General features: G+C 70.3%; 21 protein-coding genes. 13 read left to right on the top strand and 8 right to left on the bottom strand.

Annotated features, from left to right (window positions below; all coding sequences use genetic code 11):
* Positions 1-43: 43 nt before the first annotated feature.
* The gene (gene recO, locus EV659_RS09450) at positions 44-835 is read right to left on the bottom strand and encodes a DNA repair protein RecO (RefSeq protein ID WP_132708633.1); all 792 of its coding nucleotides are present in this window, start codon (positions 833-835) and stop codon (positions 44-46) included.
* A gap of 322 nt (positions 836-1,157) precedes the next feature.
* Here recO and hisI point away from each other — a divergent pair, with 322 nt between their 5' ends.
* From hisI to EV659_RS09400, 10 genes are all read left to right on the top strand, one after another.
* The gene (hisI, locus tag EV659_RS09445) at positions 1,158-1,568 is read left to right on the top strand and encodes a phosphoribosyl-AMP cyclohydrolase (RefSeq protein WP_420877612.1); all 411 of its coding nucleotides are present in this window, start codon (positions 1,158-1,160) and stop codon (positions 1,566-1,568) included.
* The gene (gloB, locus tag EV659_RS09440; protein ID WP_200287994.1) at positions 1,565-2,377 is read left to right on the top strand and encodes a hydroxyacylglutathione hydrolase; all 813 of its coding nucleotides are present in this window, start codon (positions 1,565-1,567) and stop codon (positions 2,375-2,377) included. The genes hisI and gloB overlap by 4 nt, the downstream gene beginning before the upstream one ends.
* 194 nt (positions 2,378-2,571) lie before the next feature.
* Positions 2,572-4,728, top strand: a complete 2,157-nt coding sequence (locus EV659_RS09435) for a prolyl oligopeptidase family serine peptidase (protein WP_132708631.1) — start codon at positions 2,572-2,574, stop codon at positions 4,726-4,728.
* Positions 4,729-5,042: 314 nt separating this feature from the next.
* Positions 5,043-5,417 carry a DUF6491 family protein gene (locus EV659_RS09430; RefSeq protein ID WP_132708630.1) on the top strand — a complete coding sequence of 125 codons (375 nt, stop codon included), beginning with the start codon at positions 5,043-5,045 and terminating at the stop codon, positions 5,415-5,417.
* Positions 5,418-5,671: 254 nt separating this feature from the next.
* The gene (gene cysG, locus EV659_RS09425) at positions 5,672-7,105 is read left to right on the top strand and encodes a siroheme synthase CysG (RefSeq protein WP_132708629.1); all 1,434 of its coding nucleotides are present in this window, start codon (positions 5,672-5,674) and stop codon (positions 7,103-7,105) included.
* Between the two features lie 49 nt (positions 7,106-7,154).
* Positions 7,155-7,472, top strand: a complete 318-nt coding sequence (locus EV659_RS14860; protein ID WP_132708628.1) for a DUF2849 domain-containing protein — start codon at positions 7,155-7,157, stop codon at positions 7,470-7,472.
* 90 nt (positions 7,473-7,562) lie between these two features.
* The gene (locus EV659_RS09415) at positions 7,563-9,230 is read left to right on the top strand and encodes a nitrite/sulfite reductase (RefSeq protein ID WP_132708627.1); all 1,668 of its coding nucleotides are present in this window, start codon (positions 7,563-7,565) and stop codon (positions 9,228-9,230) included.
* On the top strand, positions 9,217-9,741 hold the full coding sequence (locus EV659_RS09410) for a DUF934 domain-containing protein (RefSeq protein WP_132708626.1): 525 nt from the start codon (positions 9,217-9,219) through the stop codon (positions 9,739-9,741). Before EV659_RS09415 ends, EV659_RS09410 begins: the two co-directional genes overlap by 14 nt.
* 24 nt (positions 9,742-9,765) lie before the next feature.
* Positions 9,766-10,500, top strand: a complete 735-nt coding sequence (locus EV659_RS09405; RefSeq protein WP_132708625.1) for a phosphoadenylyl-sulfate reductase — start codon at positions 9,766-9,768, stop codon at positions 10,498-10,500.
* Positions 10,501-10,640: 140 nt separating this feature from the next.
* Positions 10,641-12,755: a S9 family peptidase gene (locus EV659_RS09400; protein ID WP_132708624.1), complete on the top strand. Its 2,115-nt coding sequence runs from the start codon at positions 10,641-10,643 to the stop codon at positions 12,753-12,755.
* Positions 12,756-12,908: 153 nt separating this feature from the next.
* On the opposite strand, the gene cynS is transcribed toward EV659_RS09400, so the two are convergent.
* From cynS to EV659_RS09375, 5 genes are all read right to left on the bottom strand, one after another.
* The gene (gene cynS / locus EV659_RS09395) at positions 12,909-13,349 is read right to left on the bottom strand and encodes a cyanase (protein WP_132708623.1); all 441 of its coding nucleotides are present in this window, start codon (positions 13,347-13,349) and stop codon (positions 12,909-12,911) included.
* 160 nt (positions 13,350-13,509) lie between these two features.
* Entirely contained in the window at positions 13,510-13,971 is a 462-nt protein-coding gene (locus tag EV659_RS09390; RefSeq protein ID WP_132708622.1) for a hypothetical protein, read from the bottom strand.
* Positions 13,972-14,019: 48 nt separating this feature from the next.
* Positions 14,020-14,805: a CPBP family intramembrane glutamic endopeptidase gene (locus tag EV659_RS09385; RefSeq protein WP_165878815.1), complete on the bottom strand. Its 786-nt coding sequence runs from the start codon at positions 14,803-14,805 to the stop codon at positions 14,020-14,022.
* Entirely contained in the window at positions 14,795-15,790 is a 996-nt protein-coding gene (locus EV659_RS09380; RefSeq protein WP_132708620.1) for a nitrilase-related carbon-nitrogen hydrolase, read from the bottom strand. Before EV659_RS09380 ends, EV659_RS09385 begins: the two co-directional genes overlap by 11 nt.
* Complete coding sequence (locus EV659_RS09375) at positions 15,787-16,872, bottom strand: alpha/beta hydrolase (protein WP_165878814.1); 1,086 nt, start codon at positions 16,870-16,872, stop codon at positions 15,787-15,789. Before EV659_RS09375 ends, EV659_RS09380 begins: the two co-directional genes overlap by 4 nt.
* Positions 16,873-17,039: 167 nt before the next feature.
* On the opposite strand from EV659_RS09375, the gene EV659_RS09365 reads away from it, so the two are divergent.
* On the top strand, positions 17,040-18,095 hold the full coding sequence (locus EV659_RS09365) for an alpha/beta fold hydrolase (protein ID WP_165878813.1): 1,056 nt from the start codon (positions 17,040-17,042) through the stop codon (positions 18,093-18,095).
* Here the strand turns inward: EV659_RS09365 and EV659_RS09360 are convergent.
* Together EV659_RS09360 and EV659_RS09355 are read right to left on the bottom strand one after the other, a co-directional pair.
* Positions 18,084-18,743 carry a uracil-DNA glycosylase gene (locus EV659_RS09360; protein WP_132708616.1) on the bottom strand — a complete coding sequence of 220 codons (660 nt, stop codon included), beginning with the start codon at positions 18,741-18,743 and terminating at the stop codon, positions 18,084-18,086. The two genes, EV659_RS09365 and EV659_RS09360, sit on opposite strands and share 12 nt — an antisense overlap.
* A gap of 39 nt (positions 18,744-18,782) precedes the next feature.
* Complete coding sequence (locus EV659_RS09355) at positions 18,783-19,406, bottom strand: LabA-like NYN domain-containing protein (RefSeq protein ID WP_132708615.1); 624 nt, start codon at positions 19,404-19,406, stop codon at positions 18,783-18,785.
* Between the two features lie 135 nt (positions 19,407-19,541).
* On the opposite strand from EV659_RS09355, the gene folK reads away from it, so the two are divergent.
* Positions 19,542-20,117 (top strand): 2-amino-4-hydroxy-6-hydroxymethyldihydropteridine diphosphokinase, encoded by a 576-nt coding sequence (folK, locus tag EV659_RS09350; RefSeq protein ID WP_165878812.1) that lies wholly within the window; start codon positions 19,542-19,544, stop codon positions 20,115-20,117.
* A 147-nt stretch (positions 20,118-20,264) separates the two neighbouring features.
* Positions 20,265-20,558 (top strand): DNA-directed RNA polymerase subunit omega, encoded by a 294-nt coding sequence (rpoZ, locus tag EV659_RS09345; protein WP_132708613.1) that lies wholly within the window; start codon positions 20,265-20,267, stop codon positions 20,556-20,558.
* Positions 20,559-20,827 lie beyond the last annotated feature (269 nt).

Below are 20,827 nucleotides of genomic sequence, written 5' to 3'. Positions count from 1 at the left end.
CCGGCGCGATCGGGTCGGTTCGGGATCGGGTTTGGGCCTTGGCTTACTCTGTCCGCGCGCTCGCGTCATCCCCGCCGTCGGTCGCGGCGTCCGAGCCGACCTTGGCAGCCAGCAGGGCGGCGAGCCGGCCGCGCGCGTCGGGCAGGGTGCGGTCGGCCGGGTGCAGGACCAGCCGTTCGAGGAAGAAGCCGGTCAGGCGCAGCCCCGCGCCCGCCGTTTCGGCGGTCACCGGCCCGGCCTGACTGCCGAGCAGAAACCCCGGCAGAGGCAATAACTTGTCGCGATAGGGCCGGCCCGCTTTGCGGCTGACCGCCCGGCCGGTGCGCGGCGACACATAGACCAGGTCGGCGGTGGTGCCGGTGGCCGCACAGCGGCTGAGATCGAGGCCATAGCCCAGGTCGCCGAGCAGCCCCAGTTCAAGCCGCACCAGTGCCGCCGCCATCGCCTCGGGCGCCACCTCCAGGCCCGCCAACAGGTCGAGCACCGCTCGAAGCGCGCCGAACGCGCCGGCATGGGCCTCGCCCTCGGGCAGGGTCAGGGTCAGCAGGGTGCAGGCGGCGCTGAGCGTGGCGAGCTTGGCCGGGTCGCCCAGGAGTGGGCCGGCGCGCGCGCGCACCAGTTCCACCTGGAAGGCGCCCAGATGCTGTTCGAGCCGCGCGCGCCAGGTCAGCGCCACCTCGTTGCCCGGTTCGAGCACGCCGCGCAGCCGCCGCGACGTCGCCCCGCGCACATAGCCGCGCGTCCGGCCCCGGCCGGGGGTCAGCGCGTCGACGATCGCGTGGCCCTCGCCGTGGCGGCGGGCGGCGAGGACGATACCGGTGTCTTGCCATTCCATCGGCGGGCGCGTGGGTCCTTGTGAGCGGCTTGTGGGGCCGGGCTTTCGGCTGCCGCCGGGCTGGGCTTTGGGCTGCCGCCGGGCCGGGCCTTGGGCGGCTGAGCCCTGACCCTTGCCATGCGGTCGGCTTGACCGCGCCGCCCGGGCACCCCACAACATAAGGCGAATACCTCCGGCGATGGAAGACACCGTGACCGACCGCGACAGCGCCCCCCAAACCGCCCCCGATACTGCCCCAGAAGCTGCGCCCGAGACGCTCCCCGAGACGCCCCCCGAGGCAGCTTCTGGTGCCGGCTTCGCCCCGCGCACCGATGTCCAGGCGATCGAGCGCGGCGACCGCTTCGCGCCGCGCTTCGACGCTGCGGGGCTGATGCCGGCGGTGGTCCAGGACGCGGCCACGGGTCAGGTGCTGATGCTCGCTTACATGAACGCCGAGGCGGTGCGGCGCACGCTCGCCACCGGCGAGGCGCACTATTTCTCGCGCAGCCGCAACGCCTTGTGGCGCAAGGGCGAACGCTCGGGCCACGTGCAGAAGCTGGTGGCCATGCGCACCGACTGCGACCAGGACACCGTGCTGCTGACCGTGGAGCAGACCGGCCCGGGGGCGTGCCATGTGGGCTATCGCAGTTGTTTCTACCGCCGGCTGGCGGGCGACCCGCAGGCGCCCGGTCTGGTCACCGAGGGCGCGCCCGCCTACGATCCCGACCGGATTTATGCAAAGGAGGCTCCATGACCGACCGCAGCCCGCCGCGCGCGCCGGTGACCGTGCCCGGCACCGGCTTCGAGATGGTGCTGGTCCCGGCGCTGAACGACAATTACGTCTATCTGGTGCGCGACCCCGACACCGGCACGGTGGCGGTGGTCGACCCGGGGGAGGCGGCGCCGGTGATCGCCGCGCTCGACGCCCGCGGCTGGCGCCCGTCGATCGTCTTCAACACCCACCACCACCCCGACCATGTGGGCGGCAATCAGGCGCTCAAGGACCGCTATGGCGCGCGCGTGGTGGGCCCGGCCGCCGACGCCCACCGCATCGCCACGCTCGACGAGCCGGTGGCGGACGGCGACCCCGTGCGGGTCGGCGCCATCGCCGGCCGGGTGGTCGAGACGCCGGGCCATACCAGCGGCCATATCGCGTTGGTGTTCGAGGACGCGCGGGCGCTGTTCTGCGGCGACACGCTGTTCGCGCTCGGCTGCGGGCGGTTGTTCGAGGGCACGCCCGAGCAGATGTGGGCGTCGCTGTCGCGGTTCGCCGACCTGCCCGATGACATGGCGGTGTGCTGCGCGCACGAATACACCGCCGCCAACGCCCGCTTCGCGCTGACGGTGGAACCCGATAACGCCGCCTTGCGCACCCGCGCTGCGGAGGTCGCGGCTGCGGCCGAGGCGGGGCGCCCGACCGTGCCGTCGACATTGGGCGCGGAGCGCGCCACTAACCCGTTCCTGCGCGCCGACCGGCCGGAACTGGCTGCGGCCCAGGGCCTGGAGGGCGCGCCGGCGGCCGCCGTGTTCGCCGCGGTGCGCGCGGCCAAGGATCGTTTTTAAGCGGCGGTGTCGGCGGGGGGCGGGCGTTGGACAGACGGGGGTTTTCGCCGCATTTCGGCCCTGCGGGCGCCGCAAGCTTGGCCGCGAAGCCAGGGGCACGCTTGGGCCCTGGACCGCACAAACAGGGAAGAAGGACAGACAGGATGCCCTGGCATAAGGTATCGATGATCGCGATGGTGACGATGATGACAGCTATGGGACCCACGGCCGGTTCGGCCCAGGAGGCGACAGAGGGCGAGGCGACCCCGCAGGCCCAAGAGGCCCAAGAGGGCCAGCAGACCCAAGAGGCCGGCCAGGCCGCCGGGACGGCGGTGTCGGCCGACCCCTATCTGTGGCTTGAACAGGTGGAGGGCGAACGCGCCCTCGACTGGGTCGAGGCGCGCAACGACCGCGCGCTCGGCCGGTTGACCGGCGACAGCCGTTACGAGGACATTCGCGCCCGCGCCGAGCAGCTGCGCACCGCCGAGGACCGCATCGCCTATGGCAGCATCCAGGGCCGGCAGGTGCACCATTTCCTGCAGGACAGCACCCATGTGCGCGGCATCTGGCGCCGCTTCGAGCTGTCCGACTACCGTCGCGGCCGGCTCGACGATTTCGAGGTGTTGCTCGACGTGGACGCGCTCGCCGAGGAAGAGGGCGAGAACTGGGTCTATAAGGGCCGTACCTGCCTCGGCCCCGACTCCAGCCGGTGCCTGGTGGAACTGTCGCGCGGCGGCGGCGACGCCGTGGTGGTGCGCGAGTTCGACATGACCACCAAAAGCTTCCCCATCGGCGGCTTCCGGCTCGACGAGGCCAAGCAGTGGGCCGCCTGGGTCGACGAGGACCGGTTGCTGGTCGCCACCCCCAATGACGGCGGCAAGACCAATAGCTCGGGCTATCCGATGACCGTGCGGCTGTGGCACCGCGACCAGCTGCTCGAAGACGCCAAGCTGGTGTTCGAGGGCGAGACCAGCGACGCCTTCGCCGTGCCCATGAGCATCCGCCGTCAGGGCGAGGGGCGCTATCTGTTCGTCAACCGCGCCGCCGATTTCTTCTCCGAGGAATTGTTCCGGGTGTCCGACACCGGCGAGACCACGCGCCTGCCGCTGCCCGACGACGTGGACTTCCGTGGCGTGTTCAAGGGCCAATTGATGGCGCTGTTGCGCTCCGACTGGACGGTGGGCGAGCGCACGCTGCCCAAGGGCGCGCTGATCGCCGTGCCGCTCGACCGGTTGCAGGCCGGCGAGACCGCGGCTGCGCAGGTGGTGCTGGCGCCCGGCGACAAGGGCGCCATCGAAGGCGTATCGCTGGCCCGCGACGTGATTTATGTGTCGATGCTGGAGGACGTGAAGGGCCGGTTGATGACCGTGCGGCTCGACGACCGGGGCGGCTGGGCTTCCGAGGCGGTGAACCTGCCGACCACCGGCAGCGTCCGGGTGACCAGCACCGACGACACGCTCAACCTGGCGTTCGTCAATTATGAGGACTTTCTGACCCCCGACACGCTCTATGCGGTCGAGCCGGGCGAGGAACCGAGCGTCGCCCAGGCCCTGCCCGAACGCTTCGACCCCAGCCCGTATGTGACCGAACAGCATTTCGCCACCTCGGCCGACGGCACGGCGGTGCCCTATTTCGTCATCCGCGCCAAGGATCTGGCGTTCGACGGCACGGCGCCGACGCTGCAATACGGCTATGGCGGCTTCGAGATCGCGCTGACCCCGGGCTATGCCTCACCGATGGCGCAGGCGTGGCTCAAGCGTGGCGGCGTCTATGTGATCGCCAACATCCGCGGCGGCGGCGAGTATGGGCCCAAATGGCACCAGGCGGCGCTCAAGGAGAACCGCCAGCGCGCCTATGACGACTTCATCGCCGTGTCGGAAGACCTGATCCGTCGCAAGGTGACCAGCCCGCAGCATCTGGGCATCTATGGCGGGTCCAATGGCGGCCTGTTGGTGGGCGCGGTGATGACCCAGCGCCCCGACCTCTACGGCGCCGTGGTCAGTGCCGTGCCGCTCATGGACATGATGCGCTATCACAAGCTCCTGGCCGGGGCGTCGTGGATCGGCGAATATGGCAACCCCGACATCCCGGAAGAGCGCCAGTGGATCGCCGGCTATTCGCCCTATCAAAAGGTGTCGGCGGAGCGCAGCTATCCGAGCCTCTTCCTGACCACGTCGACCAAGGACGACCGGGTGCACCCGGGCCATGCCCGCAAGATGGCCGCCCGGATGCTCGAACAGGGCCATGACGTGCTCTACTACGAGAACACCGAGGGCGGGCACTCCGCGGCCGCCAATCTCAAGCAGATGGCGGTGCGCGACGCGCTGATCGCCACCTTCCTGCTGCAGGAACTCAAGCCCGGCGGCGCCTGACCCGCCCTGGCGGTTCGACGCCCCGCGGTTGCACCGGATGCGCCCGGCCGAACGATCGGTCGGGCGCATGTCGGTTTAGGGGTTTAGTCGTCATAAATATGTCAAACCGATATATGTTAATCGAATGGTCGATGGCGCGTGTTCATTTTCTTGAACGCGTGGTTTTGGCTTTCAAAACAACTTTTTAGTTTTTTACTTTTTCAATAGCGGGTCAACGATTTGCTAAGTGGACGCAGGAGCAGCGTGGGATCATGGTTGGAGACGCGCGGGTTGAAAGAGGCCGCGCGGCAACAATCAAAAACGGAGACCACGACATGCGAGCGACCTTCAAGACGATCCTGGCGGCGGGCCTGTTGGCCACCGCCGCGACCACCACGGCGAGCGCCGGCGACAGCGTATCCAAGCACGATATCGGCTATTGGACGGCGGTCGATGCCGACACGCTGGTGCTTTATGACTGGAGCAAGCGCAACAAGTATCGCGCCGAACTGAGCGAGCCCTGCCCGGCGGCGTTCGAGGGCAAGCCCGCCAAGTTGTCGGCGACCCATATGGGCCGGCTTCAGGGCGCGTTCCGCGACCGCATCACCTTCGGTCGCACGTCCTGCGGCATCGCCAGCATCGAGCAATTGACGCCCGAGCAATATGCCAGCCTGGTCGGCGACAAGGTGGAACTGGCCGAGGCCCGCTAAGGCACAGCGCGCTGCCGGCGGCCATCGGTGCGCCGGCAGCCCGGTCGCGCCGTCGCCAAGACGGTGAAGGCGGTCCGTCCGGCGGACCGCCGCTTTTTTGCGGCGCGATCCGGGGGGCGGGCGGCTCGATTTGGGGGCAGCTGGGGCCGGGCAATAATTTCTATGCCCGGCCTAAGAAAAGCTCGTTTGTGAGCGTTTTGGCGCGCGCCTACCTTTGTCGCACTGCACATGCCGACACAGGAGGCCCGAGCCCCATGCGTACCCTGCCGATCAATGTTCGCCTCGACGGTCGCACCGTGCTCGTGGTCGGCGACGGCGAAGCGGCGCACGCCAAGCTGCGCCTGCTTGCCAAGACGCCGGCGCGGCTGCGCGTGGTGGCGCCCGACGGCTGGGCCGGTCTCGGCGACTGGCGCGGCCGGGTCGAGGTGACCGCGCGCGCGTTCGAGCCCGCCGACCTGGCCGGCGTGGCGCTGGTCTATGCCGCCACCGAGGACGCGGCCGCCGACACCGCCGTGGCCAGCGCCGCGCGCGCCGCCGGCGTGCCGGTCAATGTGGTCGACCGGCCGGCCCTGTGCGACTTCATCACCCCCGCCATCGTCGACCGCGACCCCTTGAGCATCGCGATCTGCACCAATGGCGGCGCGCCGGTGCTCGGCCGTCGGTTGCGCGCGCGCATCGAGGCGTGGCTGCCCCAGGGCTTCGGCCGGCTGGTGGACAATGCCGCCGGGTTTCGCGACCGGCTGAAGGCGGTGCTGCCCGAGGGGGCCGACCGGCGCCGGTTCTGGGACCGGTTCTTCGACGGCGCGGCGGGCGACGACCTGCTGGCGCTGTCCGACGACGCCCTGGGCGCGCGGCTGGAGCGCCTGGCCCAGACGGCGGCCGCCGAGCGCGACCAGGGCAAGGCCGCAGGCGAAGCCGGGGGCGAGGTGCTGCTGGTCGGCGCCGGCCCCGGCGACCCCGAATTGCTGACGCTCAAGGCGCACCGGGCGCTGCAACAGGCCGATGTGATCGTCTATGACCGGCTGGTCTCGGAGGATGTGCTCGACTATGCGCGCCGCGACGCGCGCTTCGTCCATGTGGGCAAGCGCGCCGGCCACCCCTCGTGGGGGCAGGCGGCGATCAACGATCTGCTGATCCGCGAGGCGCGCGCCGGCAACCGGGTGGTGCGGCTGAAGTCCGGCGACCCGTTCGTGTTCGGTCGCGCCGGCGAGGAGGTCGAGGACCTGACCGCCGCCGGCGTGGCGGTGTCGGTGGTGCCCGGCGTCACGGCAGCGGCCGGCTGCGCGGCGCACAGCCTGATCCCGCTGACCCACCGCGACCATGCCTCGGCGGTGACCCTGGTCACCGGCCAGCTCAAGGGCGGCGGCGCGCAAAGCTGGCGCGGGCTTTATGGGCCGGGGCGCACGCTCGCGGTCTATATGGGCGTCACCACCGCGCGCGACATCGCCCAAGGGCTGACCGGCGACGGCGCGCCCGCCGACCTGCCGGTGGCGATCATCGAACGCGGCACCCAGGCGGGCGAACGGCGGGTCTATGGCCGGCTGGTGGACCTGCCGGACCTGGTCGCCGTCCACGCCATCGAAAGCCCGGCGATGATCGTGATCGGCGAGGTGGCGCGCCTGGCCCGCGACTGGCCGGCCGAAGCACTGGCGCCCCTGTTCGCCGATGCCGAAAGCCGGGCCGGCTGACCCGCCCGATCGCCCAATCCGAGCGCCCATCCAAAAGAGGACCGGACCGATGCCGAAGAAAAAGCCCCAAGGCCCGTGGATCGTCACCGCCAATGACCTGTTGACCGGCCGGGTGGTGTTCCTCACCGCCGCCGGCGACTGGCAGGGCGAGGCGGGCCAAGCCGCGGTCGCCCATAATGACGACATGGCCGACTATCTGATGGACCGGGCGCAGGCCGACGCGGTGGCCAATCTGGTGGTCGAGCCGGCGTTGATCGGCGCCGTGCTGGACGGTGAAGACCGGCCGCGCCCGGCGCGCAACCGCGAGGCGATCCGCGCCACCGGCCCCACGGTACGCCGCGACCTGGGCTATCAATCTGCCAACTGAATTGGAATCTTATCGGCCCCGCTGCCCTGGTCCGCCGCCCCCCCGGACCCGATCCGATTCGACCCGTCCGAACCGAGAGAGCGCTGCCCCATGTACCGGTATGACGAATATGACCACGCCCTGGTGCGCGACCGCATCGCCGAGTTTCGCGATCAGGTGACGCGCCGCCTGTCGGGCGAATTGAGCGAGGACGAGTTCAAGCCGCTGCGGCTGATGAACGGGCTCTATCTGCAACTGCACGCCTATATGCTGCGGGTGGCGATCCCCTATGGCACGCTGTCGTCGGCGCAGATGCGCCGGCTGGCCCGCATCGCGCGCCTTTACGACAAGGGCTATGCCCATTTCACCACCCGCCAGAACGTCCAGTACAATTGGCCGGCGCTGAAGGACGTGCCCGATATCCTGGCCGAATTGGCGGATGTGGAGATGCACGCCATCCAGACCTCGGGCAACTGCATCCGCAATGTCACGTCGGACCAGTTCGCCGGCGCTGCCGCCGACGAGATCGCCGACCCCCGGCCCTATGCCGAGTTGATCCGGCAATGGTCCATGTTGCACCCGGAATTCAGCTATCTGCCGCGCAAGTTCAAGGTTGCGGTGGTGGCCAGCGCCAACGACCGGGCGGCGGTGCGGCTGCACGATGTGGGGCTGATCCTGCACGACGACGCCGAGCACGGCCGCGGCTTCGAGGTGATCGTCGGCGGCGGCATGGGGCGCTCGCCGTTCGTCGGCCCGACGATCCGCCGCCACCTGCCCGAGGGCCAGTTGCTGCGCTATCTGGACGCGATCTTGCGCACCTACAACTGGTTCGGCCGGCGCGACAACAAGTACAAGGCGCGGATCAAGATCCTGGTCCACGAGATGGGCGCCGAGGCGTTCGCCCGCGCGGTCGAGGCGGAGTTCGAGCGGCTCGGCGACGCGAACCGGGACATCGACCGCCTGGCCGAGACCGAGATGGCGCGCCTGCAAGCCTTCTTCGCCGCCCCGGCCTTCGAGGCGGTGGCCGCCGAGCCCGCCCATGTGCTCCGCGCCTATGACCAGGACACCGGCTTCCGACTGTGGATGGACCATAACGTCATGTCGCACCGCCAGCCCGGCTATGCCAGCGCGGTGATCTCGCTCAAGCCCCATGGCGGCATCCCCGGCGACGCCACCGCCGAGCAGATGGAGGCGGTGGCCGACCTGGCCGATCGCTTCGACGCGGCCGGCGAAATCCGCGTCACCCACGAACAGAATCTGGTCCTGCCGCACGTCAAGAAGGCCGACCTGCCGGTGCTGTTCGCCGCCCTGGCGCGCCACGGCCTGGCGACCGCCAATGCCGGGCTGGTCACCGACATCATCGCCTGCCCCGGGCTCGACTATTGCGCGCTGGCCAATGCCCGCTCGATCCCGCTGGCGCAGAAGATCGCCGCGCGCTTCGACGATCTGCAACGCCTGGCCGACATCGGCGAGGTGAAGATCAAGATCTCGGGCTGCATCAACGCCTGCGGCCACCATCATGCCGGCCATATCGGCATTCTGGGCGTCGACAAGAAGGGCGACGAGGCCTACCAGCTGTTGCTCGGCGGGTCGGGCGCGGAAGACGCGTCGCTTGCCCAGATCGTCGGCCCGGGCTTTTCCGAAGACGGTATCGTCGACGCGGTGGCGACGGTGATCGACACCTATCTGTCCCTGCGCGAGGGCGGCGAGCGGTTTCTGGACACCTATCGCCGGCTGGGCGCCGACCCGTTCAAGGAGGCTCTCTATGCACCTGCTTAAGCTGACGCCGGGCCGCCGCGTCCACGACTGGCCCGAGATCGACGACGACACCGCGTTGAGCCCGCAGACCCACGGGCTGGTCAGCCTCGACCGGCTGGAGCGCGACGGCGAGGCGGTGGTGCGCGCGTTCGGCGCGGTCGGCGTGCGCGTCGCCGGCGACACCGAGCCCGCGCGGCTTGCCCCCTGGGTCGACCGGCTGCACTTGGTCGAGATCGCTTTTCCTGACTTCAAGGACGGGCGCGGCTTCACCCTGGCCATGCGGTTGCGCAAGGATCTGGGCTATCGCGGCGAGGTGCGCGCGGCCGGGCCGCTGCTGCCCGATCAGGCGCGGTTCCTGGCCCGCTGCGGCTTCGACAGCCTGGCGGTGTCGTCCAACCGCGAGCCGGTGGCGCGCGCCGCGCTCGCCCGCTTCGAGGTGCCCATGCAGTCCACCGCGCTCGACCAGGTGCGCGCCGACCGCCCGGCCACCGCGCTCGAACGCCGTCACGACGCCAAGTTCGCCGTGGCCTAGACCGAAAGGGAAAGGGCCGTGACCATGACCATGATCGATTTCACCGACTATAAGGCCGCCAAGGCGCAGATCCTGTCGGCCGAGTTTGAAGATGCCGACCCGCGCGACGTGTTGCGCGCGGCCTTCAAGACCTTGTTCGTGGGCGAACGGGTGGCGCTGGTGACCTCGTTCGGCGCTGAGTCGGCGGTGCTGCTGCACATGGCTGCCCAGGTGGACCGCACCATCCCGGTGGTCAGCGTCGACACCGGCAAGCTGTTCGGCGAGACCCGGCGCTATCGGCGCAAGCTGGTCGAGCGGCTCGGCCTGACCAATCTGCGCGTCGTCGAGCCCGAGCCCGAGCCGCTGGCCCAGGCCGACCCCAAGGGCGTGCTGTGGCACCAGGACGCCGACGCCTGCTGCCATGTGCGCAAGGTGGTGCCGCTGGCGCGGGCGCTCGACGGCGTCGATGTGTGGCTGTCGGGGCGCAAGCGCTATCAGGCGTCGAGCCGCGAACGGCTGCCCATGTTCGAGGCCGAGGAGGGCCGCATCAAGGTCAACCCGCTGGCCAATTGGACCCGCGACGATCTGGACGGCTATTTCGACGCCCACGACCTGCCGCGCCACCCGCTGGAGGCCGACGGCTATCTGTCGATCGGCTGCCAGCCGTGCACCGAGCCGGTGGCCCCGGGCGAGGACCCGCGCGCCGGGCGCTGGCGCGGCCAAGCCAAGACCGAATGCGGTATTCACACCGTGCTTTACAGCCAGGGCGGCGGTATCTGAGCGCCGCTGCGGTCCCGCGATCGCGCATAACAGGTGACCCGCAGCAGACAATCGCCCATGTGTCGAGTGACCCGGACCCGGCCGATGGGTTACCGTCGCCTCACCGTTGGTTTCGCGGCGGCCTATGAGGGAGGGTGATCATGACGACATGGCGACGGGTCGGATTGGCGGCGATGGCCTGGGCACTTCTGCCCGGCTTGGCGGTGGCCGAAGACGCGGCCCAAGACACAGTTCGAGACACAGCCGAAAACGGCGCCGCGGCCGAGGCGCCCGAGCCGCTCAAGATCGAGCACTGGCTCGATTGGGAGCGGGCCTCGGCGCCGCAGATCTCGCCCAACGGCGAACGGATCGTCTACGCGCGGTCGAGCGTCGACAAGTACACGGACCGCTGGGTCACCCGGCAGTGGATCATGCGCGCCGACGGCAGCCGGCCGCGCGAGCTGGTCGAGGGCAGCGACCCGCGCTGGTCGCCCGACAGCACCCGCCTGGCCTATGTGGCTGAGGACGCCGACGGCAACGCGCAGCTGTTCGTGCGCTGGGTCGACGATGGTGCCACCAGCCAGATCACCTGGGGGCGCACGGCACCGTCGCGGCTCCAGTGGTCGCCCGACGGCAAACGCCTGGCGTTCGTCTCCGAGGTGGCGATGGAACCGTCCTGGACCATCGCGCTGCCGCGACCGAAGGACGCCGAGTGGACGCCCGACCCCGCGGTTATCGACACGCTGCACTATCGCCGCGATCGCCAGGGGCCGAAGACCGGATACGATCATCTGTTCGTGGTGCCGGCCACCGGCGGCACGCCGCGCCAGATCACCGACGGGCCGTGGGATGTGGAAGGCCGCCCGCAGTGGCGCCCCGACGGTAGCGAGATCCTGTTCGCCGGTGACATGGTCGACGATCCCGATGCCGCCGACCCCTGGACCTCGCACATTCTCGCCGTGTCGCCCTCGGGCGGCGCGGTTCGCCAACTGACCAGCCAGGATGGCGGTTGGGGCAGCCCGCGCGTATCGCCCGACGGCCAGACGGTGCTGTACAGCGGCGCGGTGGCGGTGGAGACCAACTATCGCCCGACCGTGGTGCGCGCCGTGGATATCGACGGCGGCAATGATCGGTTGGTGCTGGCCGGGCTGGCCAATGCGCCCCGGTCGCTGCTGTGGGCGCGCGACGGCAAGCGTTTCTTCTTCACCCTGGCCGCCGAGGGGCGCACCCAGATCCACGAGGGGCGCCTCGACGGCGGCCACGAGCCGGTGACCGAGGGCATGCACAGCCTGACCCTGACCGCGATCAGCGACGGCGGCGTGGCGGTGGGCCATCGATCGGCTCCGCAGGCGACCACCAACATCTACCGCCTGACCCTCAAGCGCCGCGCCGACCCGCTGATGCTCACCGACGTCAACGCCGATATCCTCGACGGCGTGGCCCTGGGCACGGTGGAGGAGTTCACCGTCGGGTCGAGCGACGACGCCCGGGTTCAGGGCTGGATCGTCACCCCGCCGGACTATGACGCCACGCGGCGCTATCCGCTCCTGCTGGCGATCCATGGCGGGCCGCACGCCATGTATGGCGTCAATTTCCGGCCGATGTTCCAGATGTTCGCCGGCCTCGGCTATGTGGTGGTCTATGCCAATCCGCGCGGTTCGACCGGCTATGGCAGCGATTTCGCCAACGCCATCGACAACCGCTATCCCGGCCGGCGCGACTTCGACGACCTGATGGCGGCCACCGACGCGGCGATCGAGCGGCGCAGCATCGACACCGACCGGATGTTCGTGCAGGGCTGTTCGGGCGGTGGCGTGTTGACCGCCTGGACGGTGATCAACACCGACCGGTTCGCCGCCGCGGCGTCGCGCTGTCCGGTGATCAACTGGATCAGCTTCGCCGGCACCGCCGACATCGCCGAATGGGCCTATACCCGCTTCCGGCCGGACTTTTTCGACGACCCGGCGCGCTGGCTCGACCATTCGCCGATCATGCACGCCGACCGGGTGACCACGCCGACGCTGTTGATGACCGGGGTCCGGGACCTGCGCACGCCGCTGGCCCAGGCCGAGGAATTCTATGCCGCGCTCAAGCGCCGCGGCGTGGCCACCAAGTTGATCCCGATGAACGACGAATGGCACGGCACCAGCCGCAAGCCGTCCAACATGCTGCGCACCGTGCTCTATATGGACAAATGGTTCCGCGAGCATTCGTCGGGCTGGGACGACGCTGGCCCGGCAGGGGCCGACACCGGCGCCTCGGGCGCGGGCCAGTAGCGACCATGTCGCGGGCCGGTCACGCCACTGGCCCGCGTCTGGCCGGCGCCTGGCCCGTCACTGGCCCGTCACTGGCCACCGCCTTCGCCGCTGCCGCCTCGTCCCTTGCGACCGCGCCCCCGCCCGCGCCTGTGGGGTGGGGCGGCGCGGGGTTCAGCTTTTCTTGTAGGGCAGGAATTTGCCGGTCATCTCCACCTTGACCCGGTCGCCCTTGGGGTCGGGCTGGCGCGAGATCGCCATGTCGAAGTCGATGGCCGACATGATGCCGTCGCCGAATTCCTCTTCGATCAGCGCTTTCAAGGTGGTGCCGTAGACCTGGACGATTTCGTAGAAGCGATACATCAGCGGGTCGGTGGGCACGGCCATGCCCAGCGACCCGCGCGACGGGATGCGCGCCAGCCCCGTCGCCGCCTCGGGCAGGTCCAGCAGGTCGGCGACCCGCGCGGCGGCGTCGGCGGGCAGCGCCATCTGGCCCAGCAGGGCTGCGGTGGTGAATACCGGCGACAGGCCGGCGGCCTCGGCCACCCAGGCATAGCTCAGCCCCTTGGCGGCCATGGCGTCCTGGATGTGGTGGGTCAGTTGGTCTCGATCCATGCTCTGGCTCCCGTCGCAATCAGATCCGAGGGTGAGCATAGCCTGTCACTGGAGGCATTCAAGAAAGCCGCCGCCGGCGCGGTGTGCCGGCCGGCGTGCCGGGAAGCCAGGGGGTGGCGGGATCCGGGGCGGGGCAAGGGCGCGACCCGCGCGGGCGGCCTTAGCGGGGCGGCTGGGCCGGCAGCGGGCGCATCTGGCCGTTGACCACCAGGCGCTCGCGGCCCCGCTCGTCGACGGTGATGAACACGTTGGGCGGCAGATAGCCGCTCGGCCCATAGGCGCCATGGGGGATCGGCTGGCCGCGAAACTCCTGGATCTCGGCCGGGACCGAGCGGCAGCGCGGCCGGGTGATGCCGCAGTCCCAGACCCAGCGGTCGGGCAGGCCGCGCGCCGGCACCGCCTGGCGAAATCCGCATTCGCACACCCGGTTGGCCTGGCACGACAACTGGCCTTCAAGCTCGGCCCGGCAAACCGGCGCGGCGGGTGCCGGTGCGGCCGGCATGGTTTGCTCTTGCGTCTCGACCGGGCCGGGGCGCGAGCCCATGCTCTGCCCGCCGGCCCCATGGGCGACAGCGAGGGTCAGGCACAGGCCGACCAGAAAACGGAAACCGAACCATGTCATGGGCGCACTATAGCACAAGTCCCGGGTCGCCCCAAGCGGATCGCACGCTCAGGCCGGCCCGAGCCCCACATAGAGTGCGGTCAGCGACACCGTATTAGTGACCCCGTGGGCCAGGATCGGCACCAGCAGATTGCGCCCGGCAAGCAGATAGCCGATGGCGAAGACCAGGCCCAGAAAACCGGTCAGGATCACCCCTGCCGGGCCTTGATAGGCGTGTGCGGCGCCGAACAGGGCGGCTTGCAGCACCAGGGCGAGCACCAGCCCGCCGCGCGCCGAGGGGATCAGCCGCGCCAGCCGGTCGAGCAGGAAGCCGCGCGCGATCATCTCTTCGCCGAACGCCGCCATGACCCAGGAAAAGGCCAGCAGCGCGAGCCAGCTTGCGGTGTCGCCCTCGACGCCGCTGAACGCGCTGACGTCGGGGGCGCCGAGGCCGAGGGCCGTGAGGGCGGGTTGCAGCACACCGGTGACCAGCACCAGCACGGCGCCATAAAGCACCGTGGATTGGCCGAGGGTGGCCCACGGCCGCGCCGGCCGGGCGAGGCCCAGCGACGCCCAACTCTGCCCCGAACGGGCCAGGAACAGCGTCGCCGCCGCGACCCCGAACACGGCCGAGAACAGCCCCAGCGCCGGGGCGATGAACGGCGGCACGGTAACGGTCAGGATCACCGCCAGCGCCTCGGCGCCGGCGCGGCTTCCGGTGGGCGGGCACGGGCCGGGCGGCGGGCCGCCGTCGGGCACGCGCAGGCTGCTTGCCCCACCAGACGGCGTCGACCCGGGCGCAGCCGGCGGCGAGCCGGCGTCGGGGGCGGGGCGGTTGGGGCGGTCACTCGTCATGGGGGGTGGGATACTCAGGGCCGTCGCCTTCGGACAGGGCGGGCGGCGGGCCGCCATTGGTGCGCGCTACCGGGCGTTGCGGGCGGGTGTTGACGTGCAGTTGAAACAGGTCCGGGCGGGCATAGTGGCCGACCACGTCCAGGTCGTACTTGCCGCGCGCGATCTGGTCCAGGTCCAACTCGGCGACCAGCACGCCCTCAGCGTCGTAGAGCGGCCCGGCCAGCGTCTCCCCGAACGGCGAGACGATGACGCTGCCGCCGTGGATCAGCAGCGCGTCGGGATCATTGTCGCCGAGCGCGTCATAATCGTCTGGATAGTCGCGCCGGCGCATCACCTGGGCCGCCGACAGCACAAAGCAGCGGCCTTCATAGGCGATATGGTGCATGGCGTGCTGCCATGTCGGGCGGTCGTCGACGGTCGACGCGCAGTACAGCTGCACCTGGTCGCCATAAAGCGCCATGCGCAGCAGCGGCATATAGTTTTCCCAGCAGATCGCGCCGCCGACCCGGCCATGTTCGGTATCGAACACCGGCAGGGTCGAGCCGTCGCCGAAGCCCCAGATCAGCCGTTCGCTGGCGGTCGGCATGGTCTTGCGGTGTTTGCCCAGAAACCGCCCGCGTCGGTCCAGATGGACCTGGGTGCAGTAGAGCGTGCCGCCGTCGCGTTCGACCACCCCGACCACCAGATAGACCCGATTGTCGGCGGCGATGCGGCTCAACCGCCCCAGCGCCGGACCCGGCAGGTCGACGGCGGCGGCATGGTAGCGCTGAAAGGCGTCGCGGCCACGGTCGAGCCGCAGCCCGACCCGGGCGCCGAAGTCGAGCCCCTTGGGATAGCCGCCGAGCAGCGCTTCGGGCAGCACGGCGATCTCGGCGCCCTGGGCCGCCGCCTCGGCGACGCGGCTTGAGATGCGCCCGAGCGTGGCGTCCACGTCGAAGCCGGTCGAGCCCATCTGGATCACCGCCGCGCGCACCGGCCGGCTCATCGGCCGGCTCCCGATGGGTCGGGGGTGGCGTCGGCGTCGGCGGTGGCCTGGATCAACGCCGGCAGCAAGGCGGCGATGCGGTCGGCGGTGTCGCGCCGCCAGGGTTCGCCGATCAGCCAGTGCCCGGCGTCGGGCAGCACGGTCAGGGTCGCCCGGTCGCCATAGGCGCGCGCGGTGTGGCGCGCGAAGCCCAGCGGCGTGATCCGGTCGCGGCGGCCGGCGAAGATGTGCACCGGCCCGGTCACGCGGGCGGTGTCGACCCGGGTGGCGCGGCCGGGGTCGGCCCACCAGAACGCCAGTTCGGCGAGCGCGCGGCCCGATTCCCACACATAGGCATTGTACCAGGCGCGCGCCTCGTCCTCCGGCACGCCGTTGAACACGCCCCAGCGCACCCGGCCCCAACCGGGCTTGTGCGGCCGGCGCCAGAAGCCCCAGCGCGCCAGATGGGGCAGGAAGATGGCGCTTGGCGAAGGGTGGGTGGTGTTGGCACCGGCCATCGGCGCCGGCGCCAGCAGGATCAAGCCCCGGCCCAGGCCGCGCGCCGCCAGCAACTGCGCCAACAGCCCGCCCATGGAGTGGCCGACGATGATCGCCCGGGGGTCGAAGGCGCGCATCTCGGCCTCCAGCGCGTCCACATAATCGGTCATCGACAGTCGCCCGAGCCCCTCGGGCGGCGGGCAGGCGGGGTCGACGTCATGGCCCGGCAGGGTCGGCGCGTGGCAGCGATAGCCGAGCGCGCGCAGATCGCCGGCGAGCATGTCGAAACACGCGCCGGTCGACCACATGCCGTGACAGAAGAACAGGCTGGCCCGATGGGCGCCCGTCGCGCCGGCCCTTGATGACGGGTGCGCAGACCGGCCGGTCTCGGGTGTGCCGGTCTCCGGTGGGCCGGTTTGGGGCGTGTTGGCCTGGGGTATGCTGGCCGGGGGTGTGCCGGTCTCGGGTGTGCTGGCCTGGGGCTGTTCAGTGTCGGGCTTTGCCGCGTCGGGGCTTCCTGGTTCGGGCGTTCCGGTTTCGGTGCCCTTGGGCGTAGTGGGCGCGGTGGGCGGTTGCCCCTTGCGAGTGTCGGGTTTGTCGCTCATGCCTTGGCCTCCCGGTCGCGGGCCTGGCCCTTGGGGTGCCGGTCGCGCCGCTGGGGCGCGGCGATCGGCAGCGGGCCGGACGCTCGCCCCGACCTTGCCCCAAGCCGGGGCCGGTCGCATAGTCCCCGCGAGACGATTTGTTGCGACTAAGACTAAGGAGGGCGGGCGTGATCAAGGCGGTGGCGCGCATCATCGGCTATGGACTGCTGGCGGCGTTGGTGCTGCTGGCGGTGGCGACGGCGGTTCTCTACACGCCGAGCCTGAGCCGCGAGGCGGCGGTCGCGCGGTATGCGGCGCCGGGGTCGCGGTTTCTGGACCTGGGCGAGGCGGGCGTGGCCCATGTGCGCGTGCAGGGCGCGGCAGCCGCGCCGCCGGTGGTGCTGCTGCACGGCAGCAACGCCAATCTGTTTACCTGGCAGCCCTGGTCCGACCATCTCGACGGCATCCGGCTGATTACCCTGGACCTGCCCGCCCACGGCCTGACCGGGGCGACGCCGGCGGGCGACTATAGCCGCGCCGGCGCGGTCGATTTCGTCGCCGCGGTGCTCGACCGCCTCGGCGTCGAGCGCGCGGTGATCGGCGGCAATTCGCGCGGCGGCGCGGTGGCGGCGGCGTTCGCCGCACAATTCCCCGAGCGGGTGGCGGGCCTTCTGCTGGTGGACGCTTCGGGGCTCTATACCCAGGCTTATCTGGACAGCCAGGAGGGCGGCGACGACCCGGCGTTGATCTATCGCCTGGTCACCTTGCCCGGGGTGCGCCACCTGATCACCCGGCTGACGCCCAAGTTCCTGATCCGCGACGGCCTGGAATCGGCGGTGGTCGACCCCGCGGTGATGACGCCCGAGCGGGTGACGCGCTACTATGACATGATCCGCATGGCCGGCACGCGCCGGGCGACCTTGGCGCGCTTCGGCGGCGCCCTGCCGCCGGCGGTGGACGCCGATCGGCTGACCATGCCGACATTGATCCAGTGGGGCGCGCAGGACCAGTTCATCCCGGTGTCGCTGGCGCACCTGTGGCACGCGCGGCTGGCCGACAGCCGGCTGGCGATCTACGAGCGGGTCGGCCATCTGCCGATGATCGAGATCCCGGCCCGCAGCGCGGCGGACGTGCAGGCGTTCCTCGACGAAATCGGCTGGGTCGCGCCAAGGCCGGCCGGGGCCACCCCCGGCACCGCGCCGGCGCCGCTGGACGAGGCCGAGGCGGCGCGCTCAGGCCAGTAGGGCTTTGGCCCGGTCGACCACGGTCTGGAACATCGTCTCGGTCAGCCGGCCGGTATTCACATTGTAGCGCGAGCAGTGGTAGCTATCGACCAGGACGCAGCCGCCCAGATCATGCTCGGCCCCGTGGCCGAAGGGGTGGTCCTTGAGCCGCTGGCCCAAGGCGCGCAGCGTGTTGTCATGGGCGATGCGGCCCAGGGCCAGGATCACCCGCAGCCGGGGCAGGGCGGCGATACGTGCCGCCAGGAACGGTCGGCAGGCGTTGGTTTCCTGGCCGATCGGCTTGTTTTCGGGCGGCACGCAGCGCACCGCGTTGGTGACCATGGCGTCGTCGAGCACCAAGCCGTCGTCGGGGCGGGCGTCGAAGGTGCCGTGGGCCAGGCCGGCGCGCACCAGGGCGGGATAGAGCGTGGCACCGGCATAGTCGCCGGTGAACGGCCGGCCGGTGCGGTTGGCGCCCTTCAGCCCCGGCGCCAGGCCGACCACCAACAGCCGTGCCGTCTCGGGCCCGAAACTCGGCACCGGGGCGTTGAAGAAGTCGGGGTGCGCGGCCTGGTTGGCCGTGCGGAACGCCACCAGACGCGGGCACAGCGCGCAGTCGAGCGGCGCTTCGGCAGCGGCGGCCGAGCGGGGCGGGGGCGGTGGCGGCATCGACGCGGACGACCGGGAAGGATCAGCGAAGACGGCCGCTCAGACCGTCTCGCCCTCATAGTCGTCGTCATAATAGTCGTAGTCGTCGTCTTCGTCGCTGTCGTCGACCTGGGCGCGGCGCGCTTGCTGGCCGCTGCGCTGACGCGACACCTTATCGCGCAGTTCTTCCAGGTCGATGAACTGGTCGGCCTGGCGGCGCAGGTCGTCGGCGATCATGCTCGGCTGGGTCGAGTTGGACGACACCACGGTGACCCGCACGCCCTTGCGCTGCACCGCCTCGACCAGGCGGCGGAAATCGCCGTCGCCCGAAAACAGGATGATATGGTCGAGCGCGCTGGCGATGTTCAACATGTCCACCGCGATCTCGATGTCCATGTTACCCTTGACCTTCCGCCGGCCCTGGTCGTCGGTATATTCCTTGACCGGCTTGGTGACCAACGTGAAGCCGTTATAGTCCAGCCAGTCGATCAGCGGGCGCAGCGGCGAATATTCCTGGTCTTCGATGATCGCGGTGTAATAGAAGGCACGAACCAACTGCGACCGGTCGGCGAAATGCTGGCGCAGCCGTTTGTAATCGATTTCGACCTGTAGCGACCGCGCCGTCGCGTAGAGGTTGGCTCCGTCGATGAACAGCGCCGTGCGCTCGTTGGGATAAAAGTACATCTGAAAAATGCTCGTTTTTTAGTGAGTTGTCATATGGATGCGGAGACCCCCCCGACATCTGCCCTTCCAGGTAAGCGTTTGCCCCCGGCCTGGCAAGTCTTTCCGGTTTCACACAGTTATCAGAATGATGAGGCTGTGGCCTTTGTCGCACTGGGCGCCAATCTGCCATCGGCGCACGGATCGGCGGCGGACACGCTGGCGGCGGCGGTTGCAACCCTGGCGGGACGGAACGGCTTCGACCTGGTCGGCCAGTCGTCGCTGTACGAGAGCGCGCCGGTACCGCCCAGCGACCAGCCGCCGTTTCGCAATGCGGTGATCGCGCTTCGCACCGGTTTGGCTCCCGATCGGGTGTTGGCGGCGCTGCACGAGGTGGAGCGCGGCTTCGGGCGGACCCGCGCGGTCCGTTGGGAGGCACGCTTGCTGGATCTGGACCTGATCGCCCATGGCCATCGGGTGCTGCCGGACCGGGCACAGTGGCAGCGGCTGGCCGCGACGCCCGACCAGAGCCCGGCGCCCACCGAGGCGGTGGGTCCGTGCGTGCCGCACCCGCGCGCCCATCTGCGCCGGTTCGTGCTCGCGCCCCTGGCCGAGATCGCCCCCGACTGGCGCCACCCGGTCTGGGGGGCGACAGCCGAGGCTCTACCCGGGTTCGCCGCACCCGACCAGCCGTGCCGGCGGATCGCCGCGACGCCGGGGCAGGGCGCGGCATGATCGCCGTGCCCGATACCGCCCCGCCAGGGCCTTGATGCCGATCCGGCCGGGCGCGGCCGGGGGGCGTCGGCGGCTTCGCGCTTTACAGCGCCCGCGCGCCGTTCTATGATGGACGCTTGATCCCCTGACAAAACCCGAAGGACGCCCATGGCCCGCGTGACCACGGAAGATTGTGTCGACAAGGTTCCCAACCGGTTCGAACTGGTGCTCGAAGCCGCGCACCGTGCCCGGCAGGTGTCTGCCGGCGCGCCGCTGACGGTGGATCGCGACAATGACAAGAACCCGGTGGTTGCTTTGCGCGAGATCGCCGAGGGGACGGTGTCGCCCGAGGTGCTTCGGGAATCCATCGTCACCGGCATGCAGCGCCACGTGGAAGTGGACGAGCCGGAAGAAGACGACATGGCCGAACGGCTCAAGGCCGAACTCGGCAAGCAGGGCTGACCGCCGCGCTGCCGCTCCTTGGGGCGGAACCCGCGCGCCTGGACCCGTGCACCTGGGGCCCCTTGCACCGATGAGTGCCTAGGGGCGTCTGGGGTGCCCAGGGGTGCCAGGGAGCGTGCTTGGGGTAGAAAGTGCATCCAGGGGTGTCGCCGCGCCGATGACGCCCGGGATGGCCGCCCTTGAGTGGGGCGCCCGGCCGGAAAAGGCGGTGTTCCGCCTCGATTCCGCCGGCCCCTGAGCGTCTGCCTCGTCGTCACGTCTGTGCCGGT

It is taken from the genome of Rhodothalassium salexigens DSM 2132, from assembly GCF_004341375.1.
GTDB lineage: Bacteria > Pseudomonadota > Alphaproteobacteria > Sphingomonadales > Rhodothalassiaceae > Rhodothalassium > Rhodothalassium salexigens.
This window is presented reverse-complemented; position numbering and strand designations above follow the sequence as displayed.

Bases quoted from the DNA above. Each gene is read 5' to 3' on its own strand.
- recO (WP_132708633.1), bottom strand. From the start codon at position 835: ATGGAATGGCAAGACACCGGTATCGTCCTCGCCGCCCGCCGCCACGGC.
- gloB (WP_200287994.1), top strand. From the start codon at position 1,565: ATGACCGACCGCAGCCCGCCGCGCGCGCCGGTGACCGTGCCCGGCACC.
- EV659_RS09435 (WP_132708631.1), top strand. From the start codon at position 2,572: ATGGGACCCACGGCCGGTTCGGCCCAGGAGGCGACAGAGGGCGAGGCG.
- EV659_RS09430 (WP_132708630.1), top strand. From the start codon at position 5,043: ATGCGAGCGACCTTCAAGACGATCCTGGCGGCGGGCCTGTTGGCCACC.
- cysG (WP_132708629.1), top strand. From the start codon at position 5,672: ATGCGTACCCTGCCGATCAATGTTCGCCTCGACGGTCGCACCGTGCTC.
- EV659_RS14860 (WP_132708628.1), top strand. From the start codon at position 7,155: ATGCCGAAGAAAAAGCCCCAAGGCCCGTGGATCGTCACCGCCAATGAC.
- EV659_RS09415 (WP_132708627.1), top strand. From the start codon at position 7,563: ATGTACCGGTATGACGAATATGACCACGCCCTGGTGCGCGACCGCATC.
- EV659_RS09410 (WP_132708626.1), top strand. From the start codon at position 9,217: ATGCACCTGCTTAAGCTGACGCCGGGCCGCCGCGTCCACGACTGGCCC.
- EV659_RS09405 (WP_132708625.1), top strand. From the start codon at position 9,766: ATGACCATGATCGATTTCACCGACTATAAGGCCGCCAAGGCGCAGATC.
- EV659_RS09400 (WP_132708624.1), top strand. From the start codon at position 10,641: ATGACGACATGGCGACGGGTCGGATTGGCGGCGATGGCCTGGGCACTT.
- cynS (WP_132708623.1), bottom strand. From the start codon at position 13,349: ATGGATCGAGACCAACTGACCCACCACATCCAGGACGCCATGGCCGCC.
- EV659_RS09390 (WP_132708622.1), bottom strand. From the start codon at position 13,971: ATGACATGGTTCGGTTTCCGTTTTCTGGTCGGCCTGTGCCTGACCCTC.
- EV659_RS09385 (WP_165878815.1), bottom strand. From the start codon at position 14,805: ATGACGAGTGACCGCCCCAACCGCCCCGCCCCCGACGCCGGCTCGCCG.
- EV659_RS09380 (WP_132708620.1), bottom strand. From the start codon at position 15,790: ATGAGCCGGCCGGTGCGCGCGGCGGTGATCCAGATGGGCTCGACCGGC.
- EV659_RS09375 (WP_165878814.1), bottom strand. From the start codon at position 16,872: ATGAGCGACAAACCCGACACTCGCAAGGGGCAACCGCCCACCGCGCCC.
- EV659_RS09360 (WP_132708616.1), bottom strand. From the start codon at position 18,743: ATGCCGCCACCGCCCCCGCCCCGCTCGGCCGCCGCTGCCGAAGCGCCG.
- EV659_RS09355 (WP_132708615.1), bottom strand. From the start codon at position 19,406: ATGTACTTTTATCCCAACGAGCGCACGGCGCTGTTCATCGACGGAGCC.
- rpoZ (WP_132708613.1), top strand. From the start codon at position 20,265: ATGGCCCGCGTGACCACGGAAGATTGTGTCGACAAGGTTCCCAACCGG.